The organism is Pseudomonas sp. R9.37, assembly GCF_963878885.1.
GTDB lineage: Bacteria > Pseudomonadota > Gammaproteobacteria > Pseudomonadales > Pseudomonadaceae > Aquipseudomonas.
This window is the reverse complement of sequence record NZ_CAWNZA010000047.1, coordinates 126,096-151,438: the sequence shown is the minus strand read 5'-3', so window position 1 is coordinate 151,438 and position 25,343 is coordinate 126,096. Positions and strand designations below refer to the sequence as shown.

Below are 25,343 nucleotides of genomic sequence, written 5' to 3'. Positions count from 1 at the left end.
TTTCCCGATGAGCATGCTCAAAGACCCGTCTTCGAAGTACCGTGCGTTCCCGACCATCGATATCCCGGACCGCACTTGGCCGTCGAAAACCATCACCGAAGCGCCGATCTGGTGCAGTTCCGACTTGCGTGATGGCAACCAGTCGCTGATCGAGCCGATGGACGCCGCAAAAAAACTGCGTTTCTGGAAGACCCTGGTTGCGGTGGGCGTGAAGGAAATCGAAGCCTCGTTCCCGGCTGCTTCGCAAACCGACTTTGACTTCGTGCGCACCCTGATCGAAGACAACCATATCCCCGAGGACACCACCATCCAGGTGCTGACCCAGGGCCGTGAAGACTTGATCGCACGCACCTTCGAATCCCTGCGCGGCGCCAAAAAGGCCATCGTGCACTTGTACAACGCCACTTCGCCGTCCTTCCGCCGCATCGTGTTCAACCAGGACAAGGACGGCATCAAGGCCATTGCGGTCAACGCCGCCAAGCTGTTCGTCAAATACGCCGCCCAGCAGCCGGAAACCCAATGGACCTTCGAATATTCCCCGGAAACCTTCAGCGCCACTGAGCTGGAGTTCGCCAAAGAAGTGTGTGACGCGGTGATCGAGGTGTGGAACCCGACGCCTGAGCACAAGATGATCCTCAACCTGCCCGCCACCGTCGAGTGCGCAACGCCGAACATCTATGCCGACCAGATCGAGTGGTTCGGTCGTCATATCAACCGCCGCGACAGCGTGATCATCAGCCTGCATACGCACAACGACCGTGGCACCGGCGTAGCCGCCACCGAGCTGGGCCTGATGGCCGGCGCCGACCGTGTCGAAGGCTGCCTGTTCGGCAACGGCGAGCGCACCGGTAACGTCGACCTCGTGACCGTGGCCCTGAACATGTACACCCAGGGTCTCGACCCACAACTGGACTTCTCCGACATCGACGGCGTACGCAAAGTGGTCGAGGAATGCAACCAGATCCAGGTGCACCCACGCCACCCGTACGTCGGCGACCTGGTGCACACCGCGTTCTCCGGCTCCCACCAGGACGCGATCCGCAAGGGCTTCACCCAGCAGAAAGCCGACGCGCTGTGGGAAGTGCCGTACTTGCCGATCGACCCGGCCGACATTGGCCGCAGCTACGAAGCGGTGATTCGTGTGAACAGCCAGTCGGGCAAAGGCGGCATCGCCTACCTGCTGGAGCAGGAATACGACATCAGCTTGCCGCGCCGCATGCAGATCGAGTTCAGCCAGGTGGTCCAGGCTGAAACCGACCGCGTGGGTCTTGAGATGACCGCGTCACAGATCTACGCCTTGCTGCAACGTGAATACCTGCAAGCCAACACGCCGTACGCGCTGGTCAGCCATCGTCTGCAGGAAGAAAACGGCAACAGCTTTGTCGAAGTGGAAGTCTCGGGCAAAGGCCAGGGCGAAACCAACCTGCACTGGAAAGGCAAAGGCAACGGCGCCCTCGAAGCGCTGGTGGCTGGCTTGCCGATTGGCGTAGAGATCATGGACTACAACGAACATGCCATCGGGGCAGGCACCAACGCCAAGGCAGCGGCCTACATTGAGCTGCGTGTGAATGGCGAGCGTCCGGTGCATGGCGTGGGCATTGATGAAAACATCACCACGGCCAGCTTCAAGGCGCTGTTCAGTGCCCTGAACCGCTCGTTGAGCCAGCAGGAAGCGAAAGCGGCGTAAGCGGGTTCGTGGGAATGCAAAAGGCCCCTGGGTGAGCACTCAGGGGCCTTTTTGTTGGGCGCAGGATTTGTGGGGTCAGTAAGTGCCTCTTCGCGGGCAAGCCCGCTCCCACAGGCGCAATGCATTCCAAATGTGGGCGCGGGCTTGCTCGCGAAAGCGGTCTTTCAGACAAACTCAAACCTGTCTGCGTCAAGGTTCGCCGGAAATTTTTCGCGATACGCCGCCAGCTCTGCCGCCTCCAGGCACACCTGAAACACGCCATCCGCCTCCCCTGCACTCAGCAAGGTCTCGCCCTGGAAATCCAGCACTTGACTGTCTCCGGTGTAGGCAAAGCCCTTCCCATCCGTGCCCACCCGGTTCACCGCCGCCACGTAGCACAGGTTTTCGATCGCGCGCGCTGGCAGCAAACGGTTCCAGTGCAGTCGCCGCGCACCCGGCCAGTTGGCGGTGTACAGCAGCAAGTCAGTGTCCTGAGCATCACGGCTCCACACCGGAAAGCGCAGGTCATAGCAAATCAACGGCCGAATACGCCAACCCTTCAATTCGAACTGCACCTGGCGCTCGCCCGGCGTGTAGTGATCGTGCTCGCCCGCCATACGGAACAAGTGGCGCTTGTCGTAGTGCAACACCTCGCCGTCCGGCCGCGCCCACAGCAGGCGGTTGCGATGACTGCCGTCGGCGGCCTGGATAATTACACTGCCGGTGATCACGGCGTTGTATTTCGCCGCCTGAGCCTGGAGCCAGTGATGGGTCGGGCCGTTTTCCCGTTCAGCAAGGGTCTGCGACGCCATTGAAAACCCGGTGGTAAACATCTCCGGCAGCACAATCAGGTCGGCCCCTTTGGCCTGTTCCAGCAACAGCTCGAAATGCTCCAGGTTGGCCTGACGGTCATGCCACACCAGGCTGGTCTGCACCAGGGCGATGTTCAGGTTGGGTAATGCACTCAGATCACGCATAGTTTTTCGGCTGCTTGTTGCAGCGTCTCCTCGCGTTTGGCAAAGCACAGGCGCACCAGGCGCTGGCCTTGGGGTGGGTTCTGGTAGAACACCGAGACCGGGATCGTCGCCACGCCGTGCTCGCGGGTCATCCACAGCGACATAGCGACATCATCCAGGTCCGGGCGAATCTGTGAGTAATCCACCAATTGGAAGTAAGTACCGGTCACCCGGGCAAAGCTGAAGCGCGACGGCGCCAGCAAGTTGCAGAACAGGTCGCGCTTGGCCTGGTAGAAAGCCGGCAATTGTTCGACATGTTCCGGGTGATCGGCCATGAAGTCCGCCAAAGCGTACTGCAAAGGGGTCACGCCGCAGAAGTTGACATATTGATGCACCTTGCGCAGTTCAGCGGTCAGCGCCGGTGGCGCGACCACGTAGCCGGTTTTCCAGCCGGTGACGTGGTAAGTCTTGCCGAAAGAGCTGACCACGAACGCACGCTGATACAGCTCTTCATGGGCCAACACGCTGACATGGGGCACGCCGTCGAACACCAAGTGTTCGTAGACTTCATCGCTGACCAGATAGATATCACGGTCGCGGACCAATTCGGCCAACTGGTCCAGCTCGGCGCGGCTGATCAGCGCGCCGGTCGGGTTGTGCGGGGTGTTGAGGATGATCATGCGCGTGCGTGGCGACAGCGCGGCCTTGATCTTTTCAAAGTCCAGGGAGAAGCCCTGCAGGCTCAGTTGCACATGCACGCAGCGACCGCCGGCCAGCTCGACCGAGGGCTCGTAGCTGTCGTAGCAGGGGTCGAACACGATGACTTCATCGCCGTTGCGGATCACCGCCTGAATCGCACAGAAAATCGCGGCAGTGGCGCCGGGAGTAATGGTCACTTCGCTGTCGGGATTAACCGTTGCGCCGTAGCTGCGGGCGATCTTGGCCGCCACTTGCTGGCGCAGGGCTGGCAAACCGGTCATCGGTGAATACTGGTTATGCCCGCTGGCAACGTGCTGGCCCACCGCATCGAGCAACGCCTTGGGTCCATTGAAATCGGGAAAGCCCTGGGACAGGTTGAGCGCGCCGGTCTCGGCAGCGAGTTGCGACATGGTGGTGAAAATGGTCGTACCGACATTCGGCAGCTTGCTGGTGATCATGGGAGCCCCCTTCGGGTGAGCTGCAAGTTTTAAGCTGCAAGCTGCAAGCAGGTCAAGCCAGCAATCCATCAGGCACAAAAAAGGGCTCAAAAAGAGCCCTCTCTTGCAGCGTGTAGCTTACAACTTGAAGCGGCGCTTATTTCTTGTCGCGGCGCTTTTTGTCGGCCTTCTTGTGGTGAGTCATCAAACGACGCTTCTTGTTCACCTGACGGTCAGTCAATGTGTTCTTGTTGCCTTCGTATGGGTTCTCGCCACCTTTGAACTCGATACGGATCGGCGTACCGACCAGTTTCAAGACACGGCGGTAGGTGTTTTCTAGGTAACGCACATAGGACTTTGGCACCTTCTCGATCTGGTTACCGTGGATCACGATAATCGGCGGGTTGGCACCACCCAAGTGGGCGTAACGCAGTTTGATCCGGCGGTTGTTGACCATCGGTGGCGCGTGCTCGCCAACCGCGTCTTCCAGGATCTGGGTCAGACGGTTGGTCGGCCAGCGGGTGACCGCGGACTTGAACGAGTTCTGTACGGACGCGTAGAGGTTACCCACGCCAGTGCCGTGCAGTGCCGAGATAAAGTGGATATCGGCGAACTCAACAAAGAACAGGCGACGCTGCAGCTCGATCTTGACGAAATCGCGCTCGCTCGGCGTCATGCCGTCCCACTTGTTGATCGCAATCACCAGGGCGCGACCGGCTTCCAGGGCAAAGCCCAGCAAGTTGAGGTCGTGGTCCACCACGCCTTCGCGGGCGTCCATCACGAAGATCACCACGTTGGCGTCTTTGATCGCTTGCAGGGTTTTGACCACCGAGAACTTTTCAACTTCCTCGTGGATCTTGCCGCGCTTGCGCACACCGGCGGTGTCGATCAGCGTGTACTTCTCGTCGTTACGCTCGAACGGGATGTAAATACTGTCGCGCGTGGTACCGGGCTGGTCATAAACGATTACGCGGTCTTCACCGAGCATGCGGTTAACCAGGGTCGACTTGCCAACGTTCGGGCGGCCGATGATGGCGATCTTGATACCGTCTTTTTCGCTCGGGCCAGGAATGCGCTTGGCTTCCTCACCTTCGGCGACGATCTCCTCGATGCCTTCTTCTTCCTCGGCGTCATCCTTAGGGAAGTCGCGCAGGGCGATTTCCAGCATCTGAGTGATACCGCGACCGTGAGCACCGGCGACCGGGATCGCGTCGCCCAGGCCCATCGGGCTGAACTCGGCACGGGCCGCCTCAGGATCGATGTTATCGATCTTGTTGGCGACCAGATAGGAACGCTTGTTGCGCTTGCGCAGGTGCTCGCCAATCATCTGGTCGGCAGCGGTGTAGCCCGCGCGGGCGTCCACCAGGAACAACACGACATCGGCTTCTTCGATAGCGAGCAGCGACTGCTCGGCCATCTTTTCGTCCATGCCATGCTCGTCACCGGAGATACCACCGGTGTCGACAATAATGTAGGAGCGCCCTTGCCACTTTGCCTCACCGTATTGGCGATCACGGGTCAGACCGGACAAGTCGCCGACGATGGCGTCGCGAGTCCTGGTCAGGCGGTTGAACAAGGTGGACTTGCCGACGTTAGGTCGGCCCACCAGGGCGATTACGGGAACCATGCGGCTCTCCACTTCGTTATTTCAGAAAATACAAAAGCCGCTGCAAGGCAGCGGCTGGTGCTCGGGGCAGCATATTTAAATGCCGCATGCCCCGCCGAAGCGGGGCCGCCTGGGTTTTACCCCAAGCATAGTTCTTACTTGATGGTCAGGGCTTCCAGCTTGCCGCTGTTGCCATACACGTAAAGCATGTTACCCACGACCAGCGGACGGGCACGCAGGCCGTCGCTGTCGATACGCTCGCGGCCGACAAAACGACCGTCCACTTGGCTCAGCAGATGCAGGTAACCTTCGAAGTCGCCTACCGCTACGTAGCTGGAGAACACTTCCGGTGCCGACAGTTGACGGCGGGCCAGAGAGTCGTTGCTCCACAATGCAGTGGTGGAACGCTCATCGACACTTTCAACGGTGCCGGACGCCAGGCTTACGTAGACGCTGCCAAACCCTTGGGCGACACCGGCATAACTGGAAGCATCACGCTGCCAGTTGATGCGGCCGCTTTGCAGGTCCAGCGCCGCAACGCGGCCCTGGTAGGTGGCCACGTAAAGGGTTTCGCCCGACAGCAGCAAGCCGCCGTCGATGTCCACAACGCGATCGAGTTCGGAACGACCTTGAGGGATTGCCACACGGGTTTCCCAGGCCGGCACGCCGTTCTGGGTATCCAGGGCGACCACTTTACCGGTCGACAGGCCTGCAACGGCCAGGTTGTTGGTCACAATCGGACCACTGGTACCGCGCAGCGTCAGCACCGCAGGGGTGCTGTCGTACAACCAACGCTGGTTGCCGGTGGCGGCGTCCAGGCCGATCACACGGTCATCCTGGGTCTGCACCACTACGACATCGCCGTTGGTGGCAGGCGCTGCGAGCACTTCACTGGTCACACGAGCGCGCCATTTCTCTTCGCCCGTCGCCGAGTCCAGAGCAACCACGTCGCCTTTGAGCGTACCGACCAGCACCATGCCGTAGCCGACACCCACGCCACCGGAAACCGGCAGCTCGAGGTCTTTCTTCCACTTCACGTCGCCATTCATGCGATCCATGGCAATGATCACGCCAGTGGAGTCAGTGGCCACAATGTTTTCGCCGTCGATTGCCGGCTGCAGCAGGTTGTACAGGTCGCCCTGGCCATCACCGACGGAGCGGCTCCACTGCTTTTGCAGGACCACTTCTTCCTTGAAGCTGGTCAGCTCGGCCGGAGGCAGTTCTTTTTTACTGTTGCTGCTGCAACCCGCGGCCAGAACGGCCAGAGCCAGCAATGCTGCATGTTTCCAACGGATCACGTCACGCATCCCCTTTGGCCAAGTCGTCCAGCTTGATTTGTAAGCCACCGACTGCCGCTTCATCAGACAGCGCCGCCTTGGCTTTTTGGTACGCAGCATGGGCTTCGTCGGTACGACCCAATTGGACCAACAGGTCGCCCTTGAGCTCTTCACGAGTGGCCACAAATGCTTTGTCAGCATCGCCGTCGAGCAGTTTAAGTGCTTCGTCAGCCTTGTTCTGTGCCGCCAATACCTGTGCCAGGCGCTGACGTGCGATTTCACCCAGGGTCGGGTTGGTCGGCTTGTCGGCGATGGCCTTCAGTTCGGTCGCGGCGTCATCCAGCTTGCCGGTGTCCACCGCAACTTTCGCGACGAACAGGCTGCCGTACTGGGCGTAGGTGCTACCGCCGAATTCGCTTTTGAGCTTGCCGGCCAGGTCTGCAACCTGGGCAGGATCAGGCTTGCCGTCCGGCGTGAGCGTGGTTTCCAGCAATTGCTGATAGAGGACCGAGGCGCCTTGGGACTGGTTGGCCTGATACTTGTGCCAGGCTTGCCAGCCGAACACCACCACTAAAGCCAGCAGACCGCCGGTAACCAGGGGCTTGCCGTTACGCTGCCACCAGTCCTTGAACTCGGCCATCTGCTCATCATCAGTACTCGACACCCCAATACTCCTTAATCGCTAAATTCGGCTGTTCGACAGCTTCAACCCTGCACGACGCAGGTGGCCAAGTGCGCGGCAAGCGCATCAAAGGCAATGTTCTGTTGCTCGCCCTGGCCACGCAGGGGTTTGAAACCTATCACTTGCTGGGCCAGCTCGTCATCGCCGAGGATCAGTGCATACAGCGCACCGCTCTTGTCGGCCTTCTTGAACTGGCTCTTGAAGCTGCCGGCGCCGGCATTGACCTGCAGGCGCAGGTTCGGCAGTTGGTCGCGTACTTTCTCGCTCAGGGCCAGGGCTGCCAGTTCGGCGGCCTCGCCAAAGGCGCACAGGTACACATCCACCTGACGGGAAATTTCTTCCGGAACCTGCTCCAGGGTTTCGAGCAGCAGGATCAGCCGCTCGATGCCCATGGCAAAGCCCACGCCCGTGGTCGGCTTGCCGCCCATTTGCTCAACCAGGCCGTCGTAGCGACCACCGGCACACACGGTGCCCTGGGCGCCGAGTTTGTCGGTGACCCACTCGAATACGGTCTTGCTGTAGTAATCGAGGCCACGCACCAGTTTCGGGTTGATCACGTAGGGAATACCGGCCGCATCCAGACGAGCCTTGAGGCCCTCGAAGTGCGTGCGCGATTCGTCGTCCAGGTAGTCGGCCATTTTCGGCGCATCGACCAGTACGGCCTGGGTGTCGGCGTTCTTGGTATCCAGTACACGCAACGGGTTGGTTTTCAGACGGCGCTGGCTGTCTTCATCCAACTTGTCCAGGTGCGCGGACAGGTACTCGACCAGGGCTTCGCGATAGCGGCCCCGGGATTCGCTGGTGCCCAGGCTGTTGAGTTCGAGTTTGACCGCGTCGCGGATACCCAGTTGGCCCCATAGGCGCCAGGTCAGCACGATCAGCTCGGCGTCGATGTCCGGACCATCCAGGTTGAAGACTTCGCAACCGATCTGGTGGAACTGACGGTAGCGACCTTTCTGCGGGCGCTCGTGGCGGAACATCGGGCCGATGTACCACAACTTCTGGGTCTGGCCGCCACCCGTGATGCCATGCTCGAGCACGGCGCGCACGCACGCAGCGGTGCCTTCCGGACGCAGGGTCAGGGAGTCGCCGTTGCGGTCTTCAAAGGTGTACATCTCTTTTTCGACGATGTCGGTCACTTCACCGATAGAGCGCTTGAACAGCTCGGTGAATTCGACGATCGGCATGCGGATCTGCTTGTAACCGTAGTTATCCAGCAGGCGCGCGACCGTGCTTTCGAAGTAGCGCCACAACGGCGTCTGCTCCGGCAGGATGTCGTTCATGCCACGAATGGCTTGCAGAGACTTGCTCACATCTAATCCTTAAATTCGTTCTTAGCCGCGCGCGATCAGCGCTGCGTCAGCCGCGACCTTCTCGGCCGCTTTCTCGCGGATCAGTCTTTCGAGCTCATCCACCAGATTGTCATTCGTCAACTTCTGCGACGGCTTGCCGTCGATGTAAATCAGGTTGGGCGTACCGCCAGTCAGGCCGATGTGCGCCTCTTTGGCTTCACCCGGGCCGTTAACCACACAGCCAATCACCGCAACATCCAGTGGCACCAGCAAGTCTTCGAGGCGCCCTTCCAGTTCGTTCATGGTTTTCACCACGTCGAAGTTCTGCCGCGAGCAGCTCGGGCAGGCAATGAAGTTGATGCCACGGGAACGCAAATGCAGGGATTTGAGAATGTCGTAACCGACCTTCACTTCCTCTACCGGGTCCGCCGCCAGGGAGATGCGGATAGTATCGCCAATCCCTTCGGCGAGCAGCATACCGAGACCTACCGCAGATTTCACTGTGCCTGAGCGCAAACCGCCCGCTTCAGTGATACCCAGGTGCAGCGGCTGCACGATTTCCTTGGCCAGCAGGCGGTAGGCTTCTACCGCCATGAACACGTCGGAAGCCTTTACGCTGACCTTGAAGTCCTGGAAATTCAGGCGTTCAAGGTGCTCAACGTGGCGCAGCGCCGATTCAACCAGCGCGGCCGGGGTCGGTTCGCCGTATTTCTTCTGCAGGTCTTTTTCCAGGGAACCGGCGTTGACACCGATGCGGATCGGAATGCCACGATCACGGGCAGCATCCACCACCGCGCGCACACGGTCTTCGCGACCAATGTTGCCCGGGTTGATGCGCAGGCAATCGACGCCCAACTCGGCGACACGCAAGGCAATTTTGTAATCGAAGTGAATGTCGGCAACCAGCGGCACCTTGACCAGCTGCTTGATGCGGCCGAAGGCTTCGGCAGCGTCCATGTCTGGCACGGAAATCCGCACGATGTCTACGCCGGCCGCTTCCAGACGGTTGATCTGGGCGACGGTGGCGGCGACATCATTGGTGTCGCTGTTGGTCATGCTCTGCACCGCGATGGGGGCGTCGCCACCCACCGGCACCGAGCCGACCCAGATCTTGCGCGATACGCGACGTTTGATTGGAGATTCGCCGTGCATGACTATTGTCCCAACTTGAGGCGAGCGGTCTCGCCACTGGTGAACGGCGCTACGTCCACAGGCTGGCCGTTGTAGGCCACTTGCGCGCCACGGGCGAAGCCCAGACGCAGCGTCAAAGGAGGCTTGCCGCCTTGGTCAAGCGTATCTCCCTTACGCTTCAAACCACTGAACAGCACTTTGCCGTTGCCATCGGTGACTTGCGTCCAGCAGTCAGCGACGAAGGTAATCTGGATATGGCCGTCACCGGCGATCAACGCAGGCGCAGTTGGCGGCGCAACGGTCGGCGCTGCCGGTGCAGCTGGCGCTGGAGCCTGAGCGGCAGCGGCTGGGGTATGGGCCTGGGCAGTTGCCGCGGCCGGAGCCGCCGGTGCGGCTGGAGTCGGCACGGCAGCAGTCGCCGCTGCAGTACCCGCTTCCGGCGCGGGCTGCTCGGCGGCGGCCGGCGCTTCTGGCGCGGCTTGCCCTTCGGCAACGGCCTGGTCTTCCGGCTCGTCCAGCGGGTGAATCTGGGTGGTGCCGTCGGCGCTTTCGACTTCGACGTGCTCCATGGCGTTGCTGGTCAGGTCCTTGCTGCGCTGGGAGGCCTGGTCTTGCCACCAGACGAAACCGCCGCCGATCACGGCAATCAGCAGCAACAGGCTGACAATGCGCAAAATCGTGTGGGAAACCCGCACCGGTTCTTCGATGCGACCCAGGCCATGCACATTGCTGCCCTGAGAGTCGGTGCCGGTAAATTGGTCGAATTCCTGGACCAGCACGGTCTGGTCAATGCCCAGCAGCTTGGCATAGGCGCGGATATAGCCGCGGGCGAAGGTATGCCCAGGCAGCTTGTCGAACGCGCCGGCTTCCAGGTTGCCCAGGGAAGTCGTGGTCAAATTGAGCTTGAGGGCCACTTCTGCCAGCGACCAACCATTGCTTTCGCGGGCCTGACGCAAGGTCTCGCCTGGGTTTACGCGATTAGCTGCTACAACTTCCGGGTGCGCCGCTTTCATCATTGCTCCGACAGGTATTGCTGATATTCCGGCGTACCGGGATAGAGTCGTTCGAGTTGCTGGCCAAAACGTGCGGCTGTATCGCGTTCATCATGAACCGTCGCCAGCCGCACACCGAGCAATAGACTACGTGCATTTTGCCCGCTGAGCAGGCTAAAACGCTCGTAATAGTCACGTGCCGGCACATAATGCCTGTCTTCGTAAGACAACTCAGCCATTTCGAGCAACGCGCGTGGCTGACGACTGTTCAAATGCAGGGCTTTTTCCAGCTGCTGGCGCGCGCTGTCACGCTGGCCGAGGCGCATCGAGGTGACCCCAAGGTTCTCGAATACCCGCGACCGCTCCGGGTAAAGGGCGTCGGCGGAGGCTCGCTGGAAATAACGGGAAGCCTGGTCATAACGTTTCTGCTCGAACAGGAAGCTGCCGTAATTGTTCAGCAGCCGAGGGTCGGCAGGACGCGAGGCCAAAGCCTTGTGGAAATATTGATCGGCCAACTCAGGCTCAGCCTGGGCCTGGAACACCAAAGCCAATGCGGCATTCGCGTCGGCATCATCGCTGTCCAGTTCGAGGGCCTTTTTCAACGGCACCTTGGCCTGCTCGCTCATGCCTTGCCGCAAATAACCCAAGCCCAGTTGCACATAGGCAACTCGCGCCTCGTCACGGCCTTTACCCGTCTGCAGCGGGCTGTCATGGCCCGATGAAACACAACCGGCCGCGAGGCCGGTAACTAGCAAAAGCAGCGCAAGGCGCAAGGGCATAGAGATCCTCTCTCAGATTCGATTCACAGCAATTTGCGGCAAATCTTCGGCGGCGTTAAGTTCGCGCACGGCGATATAACGTTCGCTACGGCGGGTGCGGTCCATCACCTGCCCTACCAATTGGCCACAGGCGGCGTCGATGTCTTCACCACGCGTGGTGCGTACGGTGACGTTGTAGCCGGCCTGGTGCAGTTGATCCTGGAAACGGCGGATAGCATTGTTGCTCGGCCGCTCGTAGCCAGAATGTGGAAACGGGTTAAACGGAATCAGGTTGATCTTGCACGGGGTGTTCTTGAGCAACTCGATCATCTCGACGGCGTGCTCAACCTTGTCGTTGATGTCCTTGAGCATGGTGTACTCAATGGTCAACACACGCTTCTCGCCCAAAGTCGCCATGTAACGCTGGCAAGATTCGAGCAGCATCTTAAGCGGATACTTCTTGTTGATCGGCACCAATTGATTACGCAATGCGTCATTGGGCGCGTGCAGCGACAACGCCAGGGAGACGTCGATGTGCTTGGCCAGCTCATCGATCATCGGCACTACGCCTGAGGTCGACAGGGTCACACGGCGCTTGGAAATGCCGTAGCCCAGGTCGTCCATCATCAGGTGCATGGCCGCAATCACGTTGTCGAAGTTCAGCAGCGGCTCACCCATGCCCATCATCACCACGTTGGTGATGGCACGGTCGACGGTTGCCGGGACGCTGCCAAAGGATTTGTTGGCAATCCACACCTGGCCGATGACTTCGGCGGCGGTGAGGTTGCTATTGAAGCCTTGCTTGCCGGTGGAGCAGAAACTGCAGTCCAGGGCACAGCCTGCCTGGGACGAAACGCACAAAGTGCCGCGCTTGCCCTGGGGAATGTAGACGGTCTCGACGCAGCTGCCGGACGCCACGCGCACCACCCACTTACGGGTGCCGTCGCTGGAGATGTCCTCGCTGACCACTTCGGGACCACGGACCTCAGCAATAGCCTTGAGCTTATCGCGCAAGGCCTTGCTGACGTTCGTCATGGCGTCGAAATCGTCGACACCAAAGTGGTGAATCCACTTCATTACCTGACCGGCACGGAAACGCTTCTCCCCGATTGAGTCGAAGAATTTCTCCATTTCCGGCTGAGTCAGACCCAGCAGGTTGGTTTTAACAGTCGATGTAGTCATGGATTCACCCTCACTCTTTAAGCCGATGCTTAGCGAGCGGTTACTTCAGTAGCAGCGAAAAAGTACGAGATTTCGCGAGCAGCAGCGGCTTCGGAGTCCGAACCGTGAACAGCGTTGGCGTCGATGGACTCAGCGAAGTCAGCACGGATGGTGCCGGCAGCTGCTTCTTTAGGGTTGGTAGCGCCCATCAGCTCACGGTTCAGAGCGATAGCGTTTTCGCCTTCCAGAACCTGAACAACAACAGGACCGGAGATCATGAAGGCAACCAGGTCGCCGAAGAAACCACGAGCGCTGTGCTCAGCGTAGAAGCCTTCAGCTTCAGCTTTGGACAGTTGCTTGAGTTTCGAAGCTACAACCTTCAGGCCGGCTTTTTCGAAACGAGTGGTGATCTCGCCGATGACGTTTTTTGCAACAGCGTCAGGCTTGATGATGGAGAAAGTACGTTGAACAGCCATGGTGTAACTCCAGAAACGGTAATTTACGAAAAATTAAACCCGCGAATTATACGCGGGTTATTGGGTATTGCCTAACTGCGTAATAAGGCGGCTCAGTCTGCTTCTTCGATCCACAGGCCTTGAATCGCCTCCAGAACCTTTTCGCCACCCCGGTCGGGGATGTCGTCAAAGTCCGGCAGCTCCATCACCAGATTGCGCAGCTTGACGAAGTTGACCGTCAGAGGATTGACCTCAGGGTGGGCTTCAGCAAGTTGTATAGCGATTTCTTGTACATCAACCCATTTCAGGCTCATGACATTTCCTTGAATCAATGCGGTGCTTCAGCCGCATGGTTGAGGGAATATTTCGGAATTTCGACGGTGATGTCTTCGGTCCCAACCTTTGCCTGACAGCTTAGGCGAGAAGTCGCTTCAAGGCCCCACGCGCGGTCCAGAAAGTCTTCTTCCAGCTCATCCGCTTCTTCAAGCGAGTTGAAACCCTCGCGAATCACGCAGTGGCAGGTGGTGCAGGCGCAAACACCGCCGCAGGCACTCTCGATCTCGATGTGGTTGTCATGGGCAACTTCGAGGATGGACTTGCCGGTCTCAGCCTCCACGACCATACCGTCCGGGCAATGCTCGGCGTGTGGCAGAAAAATGACCTGCGGCATTAATTATTCCTCGATTTCATTCAGGTTGCGCCCGGCCAGTGCGGCTTTCACCGTCTGATCCATGCGGCGGGCGGCAAAGGCATCAGTCACTTGCGACAGGCGCTTGGTCTGCTGCTCGATGGCGTAACCATCGTTGCCTTTCATCAGTTCGGCCAGTTCCTGCATCTGCAGGTCGATGACCATGCGCTCTTCGGCGTCCAACAGGCGCTCGCCGTCGGTGTCGAGAGCGCCTTGTACGGCCTCAAGCAAGCGTTGCGCATCAACTTGCTGTTCACGCAGTACGCGGGCGACTTTATCGTCACCGGCGTACTGGAACGAATCCTTGAGCATTTTGGCGATTTCGCCGTCGGTCAGGCCGTAGGACGGCTTGACCTGGATGCTGGCTTCTACGCCCGAACCCAGTTCACGCGCAGCCACGCTGAGCAGACCATCGGCGTCAACCTGGAAGGTCACGCGAATTTTCGCTGCACCGGCCACCATCGCCGGAATGCCGCGCAATTCAAAACGTGCCAGGGAACGGCAGTCGCTGATCAGCTCGCGCTCACCTTGCAGCACATGAATCATCATGGCCGTCTGGCCATCTTTATACGTGGTGAAGTCCTGGGCGCGGGCAACGGGGATAGTGGTGTTGCGTGGAATCACCTTCTCCATCAGGCCGCCCATGGTTTCCAGCCCCAGGGACAACGGGATCACGTCGAGCAGCAGCAATTCGCCACCGTCGCGCTTGTTGCCGGCCAGGGTATCGGCCTGGATCGCGGCGCCGATGGCAACCACTTGATCCGGATCGATTTCGGTCAGCGGCTGGCGACCAAATGCCTCAGCAACGGCTTCGCGCACACGCGGCACACGGGTCGAACCGCCGACCATGACCACGGCAGCCACGTCTTCCAGCTCAACACCGGAATCACGTACCGCACGGCGACAGGCTTTAAGGCTGCGAGCGACCATTGGCTCGATCAGCGCGTCGAAGGCTTCGCGCGTCAGCTGGGCCGACCAGGAACCGTAGGAAACATCGACAGAACGGGCGTCAGTCAGCGCTTCTTTGGCCGCACAGGCGGTTTGCAGCAAATGACGCTGCTCGCCCGGGTCAAGGTCGGCGGACAAACCGGCGCTGGTGATGATCCAGCCGGCAATGGCGTGATCGAAGTCATCGCCGCCCAGGGCGGTATCGCCACCGGTGGCCAGCACTTCGAACACACCGCCGGTCAGGCGCAGGATCGAAATATCAAAGGTGCCGCCACCCAGGTCGTAAATTGCAACCAGGCCTTCGGCGTGCTGATCCAGGCCATAGGCCACAGCGGCGGCCGTCGGCTCATTGAGCAGGCGAAGCACGTTCAGACCGGCGAGTTTCGCCGCGTCCTTGGTGGCTTGGCGCTGAGCGTCGTCAAAATACGCAGGCACAGTGATCACCGCGCCGACCAGTTCGCCGCCCAAGGTGGTTTCCGCGCGCTGGCGCAGCACCTTGAGGATATCGGCCGACACTTCCACCGGGCTTTTGGGGCCCTGGACGGTGTCGATGAATGGCATATGCGATTCGCCACCGACAAAGCGATACGGCAGCTGGTCGCCCAATTGCTTGACGTCGGACAGACCACGACCCATCAAGCGCTTGACCGACAGCACGGTGTTCAAAGGATCGGAGGACGCCGCCAGCTTGGCCGACTCACCGACTTCAATATGGTCAGCGTGATAGCGCACGGCCGACGGCAGGATAACCTGGCCATCGGCGTCGGGCAGCGGTTCGGACAGGCCGCTGCGCAAGGCGGCGACCAGGGAATTGGTGGTGCCCAGGTCAATCCCGACCGCCAGGCGACGCTGGTGCGGTTGAGGGCTTTGGCCGGGTTCGGCGATCTGCAGTAGGGCCATGGTAATCAGGTCTTATCTGTCTATCAGGCGTGCACGGGCAGCACTGGGTTAATCGTCGAGGCGCTCTTCTAGCTGGCGCACTTCGTAGGTGAGCTTGTCGAGGAACTGCATGCGCCGCATCAGGCGTTCGGCCTGTTCACGTTGCGCTGCATCATCCCAACAGGCTGCGAAGCTTTCGTTGAGCTCATCCTGGGCCACTTTCAGACGGCGCTTGAAGACTGCGACACCGGCCACATCGGCTTCGTCCTGCAAATCTTCGAGTTCTTCGCGCCACTGCATCTGCTGCATCAGGAAGTCCGGGTCGTGCACCGTGACTTCAATCGGCAACTCGCCACCATTCATCGCGAGCAGGTAACGCGCGCGTTTCGGAGGGCTTTTAAGCGTCTGATAGGCTTCATTGAGGCTGGCCGACTTCTCCAGCGCCAGGCGTTGCTCACGCTCGGAAGCGTCAGCGAAGCGGTCAGGATGCACGCCACGCGCCAATTCTCGGTAGCGCGTGGCAAGCTGCTCGAGGTCCAGCCGAAAGCTCGGCTGCAGCTCGAATAAAGCGAAATGACAAGGAGTACCCACAGATAGCCTCAGATGTTGAAGCTTTCGCCGCAGCCACATTCACCGCGCACGTTTGGGTTGTTGAACTTGAAGCCTTCGTTCAACCCTTCCTTGACGAAATCGAGCTCGGTGCCGTCCAGGTAGGTAAGGCTTTTAGGGTCGATGATCACTTTCTCGCCGTGACTTTCGAACACCTGATCCTCTTCGACCACCTCGTCGACAAACTCCAGCACGTAGGCAAGGCCGGAACAGCCCGTGGTGCGAACACCCAGACGAATCCCCTCACCTTTGCCGCGCCCATTCAGGGAGCGGCGAATGTGCTGCGCAGCCGCTTCTGTCATGCTGATAGCCATCGTTGACTCCTTACTCGTCGCCAAATGCTTAGATCAAGCCTTTCTTCTGCTTGTAGTCGCGAACGGCCGCCTTGATGGCGTCTTCTGCGAGTACGGAGCAGTGAATTTTCACTGGCGGCAAGGCCAGTTCTTCGGCCAGCTGGGTGTTGCTGATGGTGACAGCCTCATCCAGGGTCTTGCCTTTCATCCACTCGGTCGCGAGGGAGCTTGAGGCAATGGCGGAACCGCAGCCGTAAGTCTTGAACTTGGCGTCTTCGATAACGCCAGCGTCGTTGACCTTGATCTGCAGGCGCATAACGTCGCCGCACGCCGGAGCGCCGACCATGCCAGTGCCGACATCAGGGTCTTCCGCGTTCATCTTGCCGACGTTGCGCGGGTTTTCGTAGTGGTCGATGACCTTTTCGCTGTAAGCCATGGTACTGAATCCTCACTCATCAGGGCCGCTCTGGAACCCTGTAAAAACGCCTGCGTTTTCCGCCACGTTCCTACAGAGCTTGGGTGGCGGCTTCTATATTTAGTGTGCCGCCCACTCGATCTTGGAAATGTCGACACCGTCTTTGTACATGTCCCACAGCGGCGACAGAACGCGCAGCTTGTTGACGGCTTCGCAGACTTTCTGCGCGGCGTAGTCGACTTGCTCTTCGGTGGTGAAACGGCCGAACGTAAAGCGGATCGAGCTGTGTGCCAATTCGTCGTTGCGGCCCAGGGCGCGCAGCACGTACGAAGGCTCAAGCGAGGCCGAGGTACAGGCCGAACCGGACGAAACCGCCAGGTCCTTGAGCGCCATGATCAGCGACTCGCCTTCGACGTAGTTGAAGCTCAAATTCAGGTTGTGCGGTACACGGGCGGTCATGCTGCCGTTGATGTACAGCTCTTCAAGGTTCTCGACCTGCTTGTAGAAGCGATCGCTCAACGCCTTGATGCGCACATTTTCGGCAGCCATGTCTTCTTTGGCTACACGGAAGGCTTCACCCATGCCGACGATCTGGTGGGTCGCCAGGGTGCCGGAACGCATGCCGCGCTCGTGACCGCCGCCGTGCATGGTGGCTTCGATGCGCACGCGAGGCTTGCGGCTCACGTACAGCGCGCCGATGCCTTTAGGACCGTAGGTCTTGTGGGCGGAGAACGACATCAGGTCGACTTTCAGTTTCGACAGGTCGATGTCGACCTTGCCGGTGGACTGAGCCGCGTCGACATGCAGCAGGATGCCCTTGGAACGGGTCAGCTCGCCGATGGCTTCAATGTCGTTGATGGTGCCGATTTCGTTGTTCACGTGGATCACGGAAACCAGGATGGTGTCTTCACGCAGCGCGGCTTCGATCATGGCCGGCGTGACGATGCCGTCGGTGGTTGGCTCGAGGTAGGTGACCTCAAAACCTTCACGCTCCAGTTGGCGCATGGTGTCGAGGACAGCCTTGTGCTCAATCTTGGTGGTGATCAGGTGTTTGCCTTTGGTCGCGTAGAAATGCGCCGCGCCCTTGATTGCCAGGTTGTCGGACTCGGTAGCACCGGAGGTCCAGACGATTTCGCGTGGGTCGGCGCCCACCAGGTCAGCAACCTGGCGACGAGCATTCTCGACCGCTTCCTCGGCTTTCCAGCCGAACACGTGGGAACGGGAGGCCGGGTTGCCGAAGTTTCCGTCAACCAGCAGGCATTCGCTCATCTTTTGCGCGACACGCGGATCAACCGGGGTGGTCGCTGAGTAATCAAGGTAAATCGGCAATTTCATGGACTTTCTCCTAAATCAGGCTGGCTGGCGTGCCGTTAGCTCTGCGGCTGTCACTCGACGGCGGACGCTTCGATCTTGTCCAGACGCGGCGCCTTGGTGTTGCAACGGCGCTGGTCCTGACGCTGGGCTACTTCTTGCACCTCACGGCGAGTCACAAGATCAGCCAAGCTGATACCACTCAAAAACTCATGGATCTGCAGGCTCAAGTCACACCACAAGTGGTGCGTCAGGCAGGTGTCGCCGGCGTGGCAATCACCCAAACCCTGGCATTTGGTGGCATCGACGGATTCGTTGACCGCGTCAATCACCTGGGCTACTTGAATGCCCTGCATGTCGCGGGACAGTTGGTAGCCACCACCCGGCCCACGTACGCTGGAAACCAAATTGCTACGGCGCAATTTGGCAAACAGCTGTTCGAGGTAGGACAGGGAAATGCCTTGGCGCTCGGAGATATCGGCCAGGGACACCGGCCCAGTTTGCGCGTGCAAGGCCAAGTCAAGCATGGCGGTTACCGCGTATCGGCCTTTTGTAGTCAGTCTCATGGACAAGTACCAAGGTGTTTCAGAATGGGAGCAAGTATGCGATTCCCGAGTATTTAAGTCAACTATAAGACCTAGTACTTTAGTCAGGATTACCCGTAAAAAGGGCGCGCGAATCATAGCAGGATGGGGTGGGATCGAACAGCGGGAACAGGGCCCAAGCCTTATCCCAAGACCAGTGGAGATCAAATGTGGGAGCTGGCTTGCCCTCGAAAGCGGTGGATCAGCAATGAGAGGGTGGCTGGCAGACCGCTATCGCAGGCAAGCCAGCTCCCACAGGGGCCGCGCTCACCCAGCCTTGGTTGTGGCGTGTTCGCTCTTGATCTCAGCGAAGTCTTCTTCGCGCAGCGAAGGCAGATCTTTCGCACAATAGCTGCTGCCCAGCTCCTTCAACGCGCCGCACATGCCGTCCAGCTTGCCGTCGACTGCCTGCAAGTGGTCAAGCAATTGCCCAATGGCACGCGCCACGGGGTCAGGCATGTCTTCGCTGACGCCGTAAGCATCGAAGCCGATCTTCTCAGCCATGGCCTTGCGCTTGGCTTCCTGCTCATCGCCGACTTCCGGCTTGACGATGATCCGCCCAGGAATGCCCACAACGGTGGCGCCAGGCGGCACGGCCTTGGTCACCACAGCATTGGAACCTACCTTGGCACCGGCACCCACCGTAAAGGGGCCGAGCACCTTTGCGCCCGCCCCTACCACCACGCCATCACCCAAAGTCGGGTGGCGCTTGCCTTTATTCCAGGTGGTGCCGCCCAGCGTCACGCCTTGATACAGGGTCACGTCATCACCGATTTCGGCGGTCTCGCCAATCACAATGCCCATGCCATGGTCGATAAAGAAGCGACGCCCCACCTTGGCACCCGGGTGAATCTCGATGCCGGTCAACCAGCGGCCGAAGTTCGACACCACGCGCGCCAGCCATTTCCAGCCCATGCCCCACAACGCGCCGGACAGGCGGTGAATCCAGATCGCGTGCATGCCCGGGTAGCAGGTCAGCACTTCAAAGGCGTTGCGCGCCGCCGGGTCACGGTGAAAAACACTCTGGATATCTTCTCGCAAACGCTCGAACATTTTTAATCCTTCCGCTTAAGCAGCTCGCCACGGGCCGCTTTCTGGGTTTCCGTGAGGATGCCACGCAATATATTCATCTCTGCTCGACTGACCGAGCTGCGCCCGTACAAGCGACGCAGGCGCGCCATCAAGTGCCGTGGTTTCTCCGGATCGAGGAATTCGATGGCCACCAGGGTTTGCTCCAGGTGCTCATAGAATCGCTCCAGCTCGTCCATCGTGGCCAGTTCGCCACTCTTGGTCGATGCGACTTCATCCTTTTCTACCTTGCTCGGCTGACCTTCAGCGGCCAGCCAGGCCATGCGCACTTCATAACTCAATACCTGCACCGCCGCCCCGAGGTTCAGCGAACTGAATTCAGGGTCTGATGGAATGTGCACGTGGTAATGACATCGCTGCAGCTCTTCATTGGTGAGGCCGGAGTCTTCACGGCCGAATACCAAGGCGATTTCTGCGCCGCCGGCAGCTTCTTCCACTACTTTGGTGCCGCACTCGCGCGGATCCAGCAGCGGCCAGGGGATGCGACGGTCGCGGGCGCTGGTGCCGAGCACCAGGTTGCAGCCGACCAAGGCGTCTTCCAGCGTGGCGACGACCTGGGCTTTTTCCAGGATGTCATTGGCGCCGGATGCACGGGCATCGGCCTCGTGGTGCGGGAACACGCGCGGCTCGACCAGCACCAGGCGCGTCAGCCCCATGTTTTTCATGGCTCGCGCCACCCCGCCGATGTTGCCGGGATGACTGGTATTGACCAAAACGACACGAATGTTTTGCAGCAAGGGAGGCGCTCTCGGACACGGGAAAGGGGAGCAAATCTTACAGAACAGCCTAAGGTTATGCCATGAAAGCTAACGTCGTCCTTCACCTGAAGAAAGTTTCTGCTAGAATGCCCGGCTTTCTTTAACAACCTTAGGTGACACATCCATGCAGCCCATGCTGAATATCGCGCTGCGCGCCGCCCGCAGCGCCAGTGAATTGATCTTCCGCTCCATCGAGCGCCTGGATACCATCAAGGTCGACGAAAAAGACGCCAAGGATTATGTGTCCGAGGTGGATCGCGCCGCCGAACAGAAAATCATCGACGCTCTGCGCAAGGCCTACCCTACCCACGGCATCCTCGGCGAAGAAACCGGTTTGCACAAAGGCAGCGGCGAAGGCGAAGACTACCTGTGGATCATCGACCCACTGGATGGCACCACCAACTTCCTGCGCGGCATTCCACACTTTGCCGTGAGCATTGCCTGCAAATACCGCGGCCGCCTGGAACACGCAGTGGTTCTGGACCCGGTTCGCCAGGAAGAATTTACCGCCAGCCGCGGCCGTGGGGCCCAGTTGAATGGTCGCCGTCTGCGTGTCAGCGGTCGCACCAGCCTGGACGGCGCCCTGCTGGGCACGGGCTTCCCGTTCCGTGACGACCAGATGGACAACCTGGAAAACTACCTGGGCATGTTCCGCGCCTTGGTTGGCCAGACCGCCGGTATCCGTCGCGCTGGCGCAGCCAGCCTGGACCTGGCCTATGTAGCTGCCGGTCGTTTTGATGCGTTCTGGGAGTCGGGCCTGTCCGAGTGGGACATGGCCGCAGGCGCCCTGCTGATTCAAGAAGCTGGCGGTTTGGTGAGCGACTTCACTGGCGGCCACGACTTCCTTGAGAAAGGCCACGTCGTTGCCGGTAACACCAAGTGCTTCAAGGCAGTACTGACGGCGATCCAGCCGCACCTGCCGGCTTCGCTGAAGCGCTAAGCGAGCGGGCACAAAAAAGCACCCCGAGGGGTGCTTTTTTTATGCCTGTCATTTGGGCGATACGGCAATTCCAGCGTCAACCCATACCCAATGTGGGAGCGGGCGTGCTCGCGAAAGCGGTAGCCAGTCAATAAATCTGTTGACTGACACTCCGCGTTCGCGAGCAAGCCCGCTCCCACATTTTGAACCGCGCTCGGCCTGGAATTACTGCTGGTTTTGACCCAGGACCAAACGACCTTCTTTATCCACTGGAATCTGGCCACCTGGATCACGGTCCATGCGCACCGAACCTTCTTTGCCATCCAGGGTGTACCGCACGTCATAGCCGACAACCTTGTCGCTGATGTCGTTGACGGTGTTACAACGGGTTTGTGTGGTGGTGTAGGTATCGCGGTTCTGCATGCCTTCCTGAACCTTGTTACCGGCGTAACCGCCACCCACCGCACCGGCTACAGTCGCCAGCTTCTTGCCATTACCGCCACCGACCTGGTTGCCCAACAGGCCACCGGCCAGCGCACCAACCACGGTGCCGACGATTTGATGTTGATCCTGCACCGGCTTCTGCCGGGTTACGGCGACGTCCTTGCAGACCTCGCGCGGGGTTTTAATCTGGGTTTTCACCGGCTGCACCGCCAGCACTTGCGCATACTCAGGGCCGCTTTTTACCAGGCTGTAGGTGGCAACAGCACCCCCGGCAGTCACACCGACAGCACCCAATACCGCACCAACCAGCAACGACTTGTTCACGTGAACCTCCTGACCATCACAAACGGACCGAAACGTCCGCGCTATACCCAGCCTTGGAGCAAAAAAAAAGGCGCGAGTTCAATACTCGCGCCTTCTTTGTAACAGCGTGTCAACAAGCGCCCGTCAAGGGCGGTCGTCGACCTCCTTGCCGGTAGCGGCAGGAGGGATCAAGTCTTCACTGTTGAGGTTCAGCCAGATCAGCACCACGTTGGCGATGTAGATCGACGAGTAGGTACCCGCCAGAACGCCGATAAACAGCGCCAGGGAGAAGCCCCACAGGTTGTCGCCACCGAAGATCATCAACGCAGCAATCGCCAGCAAGGTGGAGATCGATGTCGCCATGGTCCGCAGCAGGGTCTGGGTCGTCGAGACGTTGATGTTCTCGATCAGCGACGCCTTGCGCAGTACGCGGAAGTTTTCACGCACCCGGTCGAATACCACGATGGTGTCGTTGAGCGAGTAACCAATGATCGCCAGCACCGCCGCCAACACCGTCAGATCGAAGGTGATCTGGAAGTACGCGAGGATACCCACGGTCACGATCACGTCGTGGATCAGCGACACAATCGCGCCGACGCCGAACTTCCACTGAAAGCGGAACGCCAGGTAGATCATGATGCCGACCAGCGCCATCAGCATGCCGAGGCCGCCCTGGTCGCGCAGCTCTTCACCCACCTGCGGGCCTACGAACTCAACGCGCTTGACCGACGCCGGGTTGTCACCACCGACCTTCTGCAAGGCTTCGGCTACCTGGTGACCCAGTTGCGGGTCTTCACCTGGCATACGCACCAGCAGGTCGGTGGTCGCACCAAAGCTCTGCACGATGGCTTCGTGATAGCCGGCCTTGACCAGCTCGTTGCGCACCAGGGTAACGTCGGCCGGCTTCTCGTAGGTCAGCTCGATGAGCGTACCGCCGGTGAAGTCCAGACCGTAGTTCAGGCCCTTATGGAACCAGCTGAACAGCGCCAGAACGGTAAGGAGCACAGTGACGCCGAACGCAATGTTGCGAACGCCCATGAAGTTGATTGTACGTAACATGGCAGCCCCTTAAATCCACAACTTCTTGAAGTCACGCCCGCCAAAGATCAGGTTGACCATTGCGCGGGTCACCATGATGGCCGTGAACATCGAGGTAAAGATACCGAGGGACATGGTGACCGCAAAACCTTTGACCGGGCCGGTGCCCATGGCAAAGAGAATCCCGCCGACCAGCAAAGTGGTCAAGTTGGAGTCGAGAATCGCGGTAAATGCCCGGCCGAAGCCTTCGTTGATTGCACGTTGTACGGTCATGCCCGCCGCGATCTCTTCACGAATCCGCGAGAAGATCAGAACGTTGGCGTCTACCGCCATACCCATGGTGAGTACGATACCGGCGATGCCTGGCAGGGTCAGTGTAGCGCCCAGCAGCGACATCAGCGCCAGCAGCATGACCATGTTGCCCGCCAGGGCCACGGTGGCGATGATGCCGAAGAAGCGGTAGATGGCGATGATGAACAGCGACACGAACAGCATGCCCCACAAGGCTGCGTCGATACCCTTGGTGATGTTGTCAGCACCCAGGCTCGGGCCAATGGTGCGCTCTTCAGCGAAGTACATCGGCGCCGCCAGACCACCGGCACGCAGCAGCAGTGCCAGCTCGGACGATTCGCCCTGGCCGTTCAGGCCCGTGATGCGGAATTGAGCACCCAGCGGCGACTGGATGGTCGCCAGGCTGATGATCTTCTTCTCTTCCTTGAAGGTCTGCACCGGCACGTCTTTCTCGACGCCGTTGACCACTTGCTTGGTGTAGGTGGTGATCGGGCGCTGCTCGATGAAGATCACCGCCATGCTGCGACCAACGTTGCTGCGCGTGGCACGGCTCATCAATTCGCCGCCGTGACCATCCAGACGAATGTTCACTTCAGGCGTGCCGTGCTCGCCAAAACCTGCCTTGGCATCGGTGACCTGGTCGCCGGTGATGATCAAGCCACGCTCGATCAACGCTGGAGGACGGTTACCTTCACGGAACTCGAACTCTTCGGCAGTCGCGCGAGAAGCACCCGGCTCAGCAGCCAGACGGAACTCCAGGTTGGCGGTCTTACCCAGGATACGCTTGGCTTCAGCAGTGTCCTGCACGCCCGGCAGCTCAACCACAATGCGGTTGGCGCCTTGACGCTGAACAATCGGCTCAGCCACACCCAGCTCGTTGACGCGGTTACGTACCGTGGTCAAGTTCTGCTTGATGGAGTATTCGCGGATTTCCGCCAGCTTGGCTGGGGTCATCGCCAGACGCAGTACAGGTTGACCATTGAGGTCGGCCGGCACGATGTCAAAATCGTTGAAGTTCTTGCGGATCAGCGCACGGGCCTGTTCGCGGGACGCTTCGTCAGAGAAGCCCAGCTGGATGGCACCGTTGAGCTGCGGCAGGCTGCGATAACGCAACTTCTCTTTGCGCAGCAGGCTCTTCACATCGCCTTCGTAGACTTTCAGGCGTGCGTCGAGGGCTTTGTCCATGTCGACTTCCAACAGGAAGTGCACACCACCGGACAAGTCCAGACCCAGCTTCATCGGGTGCGCGCCAATGCTGCGCAGCCATTTTGGCGTGGTCTGTGCCAGGTTCAGCGCGACAACGTAGTCGTCACCCATGACCTTGCGCACAACGTCTTTGGCCGGTAATTGGTCTTCTGCCTTGGTCAGACGCAACAAGCCGCCCTTCGCATCAGCCGCCAATGTTGCCGCTTTAACCTGAATGCCCGCGTCGGTGAGCGCTTTGCTCGCGCGTTCCAGGTCAGCCTGATTGACTTGCAGCGAAGTGCTGGCGCCCGTGATCTGGATCGCAGGGTCATCAGGATAAAGATTGGGAGCGGAATAAATAAAACCGATCGCCAGCACCGCCAGGATCAGTACGTATTTCCACAGAGGGTATTTGTTCAGCATCACGCCGCCCGCTTATAACGCGGGGCGCCTTGCGCGCCCCGTCGATTGGTAAAG

Annotated in this window: 26 protein-coding genes; 2 read left to right on the top strand and 24 right to left on the bottom strand. The window is 59.6% G+C overall.

Translation table 11 applies throughout. The features are described 5' to 3' along the window. Positions 1–7: 7 nt before the first annotated feature. Positions 8–1,687, top strand: a complete 1,680-nt coding sequence (gene leuA, locus AACU78_RS24680) for a 2-isopropylmalate synthase (RefSeq protein WP_106578278.1) — start codon at positions 8–10, stop codon at positions 1,685–1,687. Positions 1,688–1,851: 164 nt separating this feature from the next. Here the strand turns inward: leuA and AACU78_RS24675 are convergent, their stop codons facing one another. The 21 genes from AACU78_RS24675 to trmJ form a co-directional block, all read right to left on the bottom strand. Then, positions 1,852–2,643 carry an amidohydrolase gene (locus tag AACU78_RS24675; protein ID WP_106578277.1) on the bottom strand — a complete coding sequence of 264 codons (792 nt, stop codon included), beginning with the start codon at positions 2,641–2,643 and terminating at the stop codon, positions 1,852–1,854. Next, positions 2,631–3,779, bottom strand: coding sequence for a pyridoxal phosphate-dependent aminotransferase (locus AACU78_RS24670; RefSeq protein ID WP_106578276.1), 1,149 nt, complete (start codon positions 3,777–3,779; stop codon positions 2,631–2,633). The genes AACU78_RS24675 and AACU78_RS24670 overlap by 13 nt, the downstream gene beginning before the upstream one ends. A gap of 136 nt (positions 3,780–3,915) precedes the next feature. Then, positions 3,916–5,385: a ribosome biogenesis GTPase Der gene (gene der, locus AACU78_RS24665; protein ID WP_106578275.1), complete on the bottom strand. Its 1,470-nt coding sequence runs from the start codon at positions 5,383–5,385 to the stop codon at positions 3,916–3,918. 134 nt (positions 5,386–5,519) lie between these two features. Then, positions 5,520–6,671 carry an outer membrane protein assembly factor BamB gene (gene bamB, locus AACU78_RS24660; RefSeq protein ID WP_106578274.1) on the bottom strand — a complete coding sequence of 384 codons (1,152 nt, stop codon included), beginning with the start codon at positions 6,669–6,671 and terminating at the stop codon, positions 5,520–5,522. Further along, complete coding sequence (locus tag AACU78_RS24655) at positions 6,664–7,281, bottom strand: tetratricopeptide repeat protein (protein ID WP_177410102.1); 618 nt, start codon at positions 7,279–7,281, stop codon at positions 6,664–6,666. Before AACU78_RS24655 ends, bamB begins: the two co-directional genes overlap by 8 nt. A 65-nt stretch (positions 7,282–7,346) precedes the next feature. After that, positions 7,347–8,636 (bottom strand): histidine--tRNA ligase, encoded by a 1,290-nt coding sequence (hisS, locus tag AACU78_RS24650; RefSeq protein WP_106578273.1) that lies wholly within the window; start codon positions 8,634–8,636, stop codon positions 7,347–7,349. Positions 8,637–8,657: 21 nt separating this feature from the next. Beyond that, positions 8,658–9,767 (bottom strand): flavodoxin-dependent (E)-4-hydroxy-3-methylbut-2-enyl-diphosphate synthase, encoded by a 1,110-nt coding sequence (gene ispG, locus AACU78_RS24645; protein WP_071485714.1) that lies wholly within the window; start codon positions 9,765–9,767, stop codon positions 8,658–8,660. A gap of 2 nt (positions 9,768–9,769) precedes the next feature. Beyond that, positions 9,770–10,759, bottom strand: a complete 990-nt coding sequence (locus tag AACU78_RS24640; protein WP_106578272.1) for a RodZ domain-containing protein — start codon at positions 10,757–10,759, stop codon at positions 9,770–9,772. After that, the gene (gene pilW / locus AACU78_RS24635; protein WP_106578271.1) at positions 10,759–11,517 is read right to left on the bottom strand and encodes a type IV pilus biogenesis/stability protein PilW; all 759 of its coding nucleotides are present in this window, start codon (positions 11,515–11,517) and stop codon (positions 10,759–10,761) included. Before pilW ends, AACU78_RS24640 begins: the two co-directional genes overlap by 1 nt. Before the next feature lie 12 nt (positions 11,518–11,529). Further along, positions 11,530–12,678 carry a 23S rRNA (adenine(2503)-C(2))-methyltransferase RlmN gene (gene rlmN, locus AACU78_RS24630; protein ID WP_005791178.1) on the bottom strand — a complete coding sequence of 383 codons (1,149 nt, stop codon included), beginning with the start codon at positions 12,676–12,678 and terminating at the stop codon, positions 11,530–11,532. 29 nt (positions 12,679–12,707) lie between these two features. After that, a complete protein-coding gene (ndk, locus tag AACU78_RS24625) occupies positions 12,708–13,133 on the bottom strand; it encodes a nucleoside-diphosphate kinase (protein WP_003175956.1) in 426 nt (141 codons plus the stop codon). Positions 13,134–13,225: 92 nt separating this feature from the next. Continuing rightward, positions 13,226–13,426 carry a Fe-S cluster assembly protein IscX gene (gene iscX, locus AACU78_RS24620; protein ID WP_003238461.1) on the bottom strand — a complete coding sequence of 67 codons (201 nt, stop codon included), beginning with the start codon at positions 13,424–13,426 and terminating at the stop codon, positions 13,226–13,228. Between the two features lie 14 nt (positions 13,427–13,440). Then, the gene (gene fdx / locus AACU78_RS24615; RefSeq protein ID WP_015885743.1) at positions 13,441–13,782 is read right to left on the bottom strand and encodes an ISC system 2Fe-2S type ferredoxin; all 342 of its coding nucleotides are present in this window, start codon (positions 13,780–13,782) and stop codon (positions 13,441–13,443) included. Positions 13,783–13,785: 3 nt separating this feature from the next. Continuing rightward, positions 13,786–15,648, bottom strand: coding sequence for a Fe-S protein assembly chaperone HscA (gene hscA / locus AACU78_RS24610; RefSeq protein WP_106578270.1), 1,863 nt, complete (start codon positions 15,646–15,648; stop codon positions 13,786–13,788). Between the two features lie 48 nt (positions 15,649–15,696). Then, positions 15,697–16,218 (bottom strand): co-chaperone HscB, encoded by a 522-nt coding sequence (gene hscB, locus AACU78_RS24605; protein ID WP_106578269.1) that lies wholly within the window; start codon positions 16,216–16,218, stop codon positions 15,697–15,699. 8 nt (positions 16,219–16,226) lie between these two features. Then, a complete protein-coding gene (gene iscA, locus AACU78_RS24600) occupies positions 16,227–16,550 on the bottom strand; it encodes an iron-sulfur cluster assembly protein IscA (protein ID WP_003209680.1) in 324 nt (107 codons plus the stop codon). A gap of 28 nt (positions 16,551–16,578) precedes the next feature. Further along, the gene (iscU, locus tag AACU78_RS24595) at positions 16,579–16,965 is read right to left on the bottom strand and encodes a Fe-S cluster assembly scaffold IscU (RefSeq protein ID WP_003175965.1); all 387 of its coding nucleotides are present in this window, start codon (positions 16,963–16,965) and stop codon (positions 16,579–16,581) included. 99 nt (positions 16,966–17,064) lie between these two features. Next, on the bottom strand, positions 17,065–18,279 hold the full coding sequence (locus AACU78_RS24590) for an IscS subfamily cysteine desulfurase (protein ID WP_057723964.1): 1,215 nt from the start codon (positions 18,277–18,279) through the stop codon (positions 17,065–17,067). Positions 18,280–18,329: 50 nt separating this feature from the next. Continuing rightward, positions 18,330–18,821, bottom strand: coding sequence for a Fe-S cluster assembly transcriptional regulator IscR (iscR, locus tag AACU78_RS24585; RefSeq protein WP_003194020.1), 492 nt, complete (start codon positions 18,819–18,821; stop codon positions 18,330–18,332). Positions 18,822–19,106: 285 nt separating this feature from the next. Then, positions 19,107–19,892, bottom strand: coding sequence for a serine O-acetyltransferase (gene cysE / locus AACU78_RS24580; protein ID WP_106578268.1), 786 nt, complete (start codon positions 19,890–19,892; stop codon positions 19,107–19,109). Between the two features lie 2 nt (positions 19,893–19,894). After that, positions 19,895–20,665, bottom strand: coding sequence for a tRNA (cytosine(32)/uridine(32)-2'-O)-methyltransferase TrmJ (gene trmJ, locus AACU78_RS24575; protein ID WP_003210307.1), 771 nt, complete (start codon positions 20,663–20,665; stop codon positions 19,895–19,897). A gap of 145 nt (positions 20,666–20,810) precedes the next feature. Here trmJ and suhB point away from each other — a divergent pair, with 145 nt between their 5' ends. Beyond that, complete coding sequence (gene suhB / locus AACU78_RS24570) at positions 20,811–21,626, top strand: type III secretion system regulator SuhB (protein ID WP_003175971.1); 816 nt, start codon at positions 20,811–20,813, stop codon at positions 21,624–21,626. Positions 21,627–21,830: 204 nt separating this feature from the next. Here the strand turns inward: suhB and AACU78_RS24565 are convergent, their stop codons facing one another. The 3 genes from AACU78_RS24565 to secD form a co-directional block, all read right to left on the bottom strand. Further along, a complete protein-coding gene (locus tag AACU78_RS24565; protein WP_015885750.1) occupies positions 21,831–22,373 on the bottom strand; it encodes a glycine zipper 2TM domain-containing protein in 543 nt (180 codons plus the stop codon). A gap of 123 nt (positions 22,374–22,496) precedes the next feature. Further along, complete coding sequence (gene secF, locus AACU78_RS24560; protein WP_106578267.1) at positions 22,497–23,411, bottom strand: protein translocase subunit SecF; 915 nt, start codon at positions 23,409–23,411, stop codon at positions 22,497–22,499. A gap of 9 nt (positions 23,412–23,420) precedes the next feature. Next, a complete protein-coding gene (secD, locus tag AACU78_RS24555) occupies positions 23,421–25,289 on the bottom strand; it encodes a protein translocase subunit SecD (protein WP_106578266.1) in 1,869 nt (622 codons plus the stop codon). Between the last annotated feature and the right edge of the window lie 54 nt (positions 25,290–25,343).

Bases quoted from the DNA above. Each gene is read 5' to 3' on its own strand.
- leuA (WP_106578278.1), top strand. From the start codon at position 8: ATGAGCATGCTCAAAGACCCGTCTTCGAAGTACCGTGCGTTCCCGACC.
- AACU78_RS24675 (WP_106578277.1), bottom strand. From the start codon at position 2,643: ATGCGTGATCTGAGTGCATTACCCAACCTGAACATCGCCCTGGTGCAG.
- AACU78_RS24670 (WP_106578276.1), bottom strand. From the start codon at position 3,779: ATGATCACCAGCAAGCTGCCGAATGTCGGTACGACCATTTTCACCACC.
- der (WP_106578275.1), bottom strand. From the start codon at position 5,385: ATGGTTCCCGTAATCGCCCTGGTGGGCCGACCTAACGTCGGCAAGTCC.
- bamB (WP_106578274.1), bottom strand. From the start codon at position 6,671: ATGCGTGACGTGATCCGTTGGAAACATGCAGCATTGCTGGCTCTGGCC.
- AACU78_RS24655 (WP_177410102.1), bottom strand. From the start codon at position 7,281: ATGGCCGAGTTCAAGGACTGGTGGCAGCGTAACGGCAAGCCCCTGGTT.
- ispG (WP_071485714.1), bottom strand. From the start codon at position 9,767: ATGCACGGCGAATCTCCAATCAAACGTCGCGTATCGCGCAAGATCTGG.
- AACU78_RS24640 (WP_106578272.1), bottom strand. From the start codon at position 10,759: ATGAAAGCGGCGCACCCGGAAGTTGTAGCAGCTAATCGCGTAAACCCA.
- pilW (WP_106578271.1), bottom strand. From the start codon at position 11,517: ATGCCCTTGCGCCTTGCGCTGCTTTTGCTAGTTACCGGCCTCGCGGCC.
- rlmN (WP_005791178.1), bottom strand. From the start codon at position 12,678: ATGACTACATCGACTGTTAAAACCAACCTGCTGGGTCTGACTCAGCCG.
- ndk (WP_003175956.1), bottom strand. From the start codon at position 13,133: ATGGCTGTTCAACGTACTTTCTCCATCATCAAGCCTGACGCTGTTGCA.
- iscX (WP_003238461.1), bottom strand. From the start codon at position 13,426: ATGAGCCTGAAATGGGTTGATGTACAAGAAATCGCTATACAACTTGCT.
- fdx (WP_015885743.1), bottom strand. From the start codon at position 13,782: ATGCCGCAGGTCATTTTTCTGCCACACGCCGAGCATTGCCCGGACGGT.
- hscA (WP_106578270.1), bottom strand. From the start codon at position 15,648: ATGGCCCTACTGCAGATCGCCGAACCCGGCCAAAGCCCTCAACCGCAC.
- iscA (WP_003209680.1), bottom strand. From the start codon at position 16,550: ATGGCTATCAGCATGACAGAAGCGGCTGCGCAGCACATTCGCCGCTCC.
- iscU (WP_003175965.1), bottom strand. From the start codon at position 16,965: ATGGCTTACAGCGAAAAGGTCATCGACCACTACGAAAACCCGCGCAAC.
- AACU78_RS24590 (WP_057723964.1), bottom strand. From the start codon at position 18,279: ATGAAATTGCCGATTTACCTTGATTACTCAGCGACCACCCCGGTTGAT.
- iscR (WP_003194020.1), bottom strand. From the start codon at position 18,821: ATGAGACTGACTACAAAAGGCCGATACGCGGTAACCGCCATGCTTGAC.
- cysE (WP_106578268.1), bottom strand. From the start codon at position 19,892: ATGTTCGAGCGTTTGCGAGAAGATATCCAGAGTGTTTTTCACCGTGAC.
- suhB (WP_003175971.1), top strand. From the start codon at position 20,811: ATGCAGCCCATGCTGAATATCGCGCTGCGCGCCGCCCGCAGCGCCAGT.
- secF (WP_106578267.1), bottom strand. From the start codon at position 23,411: ATGTTACGTACAATCAACTTCATGGGCGTTCGCAACATTGCGTTCGGC.
- secD (WP_106578266.1), bottom strand. From the start codon at position 25,289: ATGCTGAACAAATACCCTCTGTGGAAATACGTACTGATCCTGGCGGTG.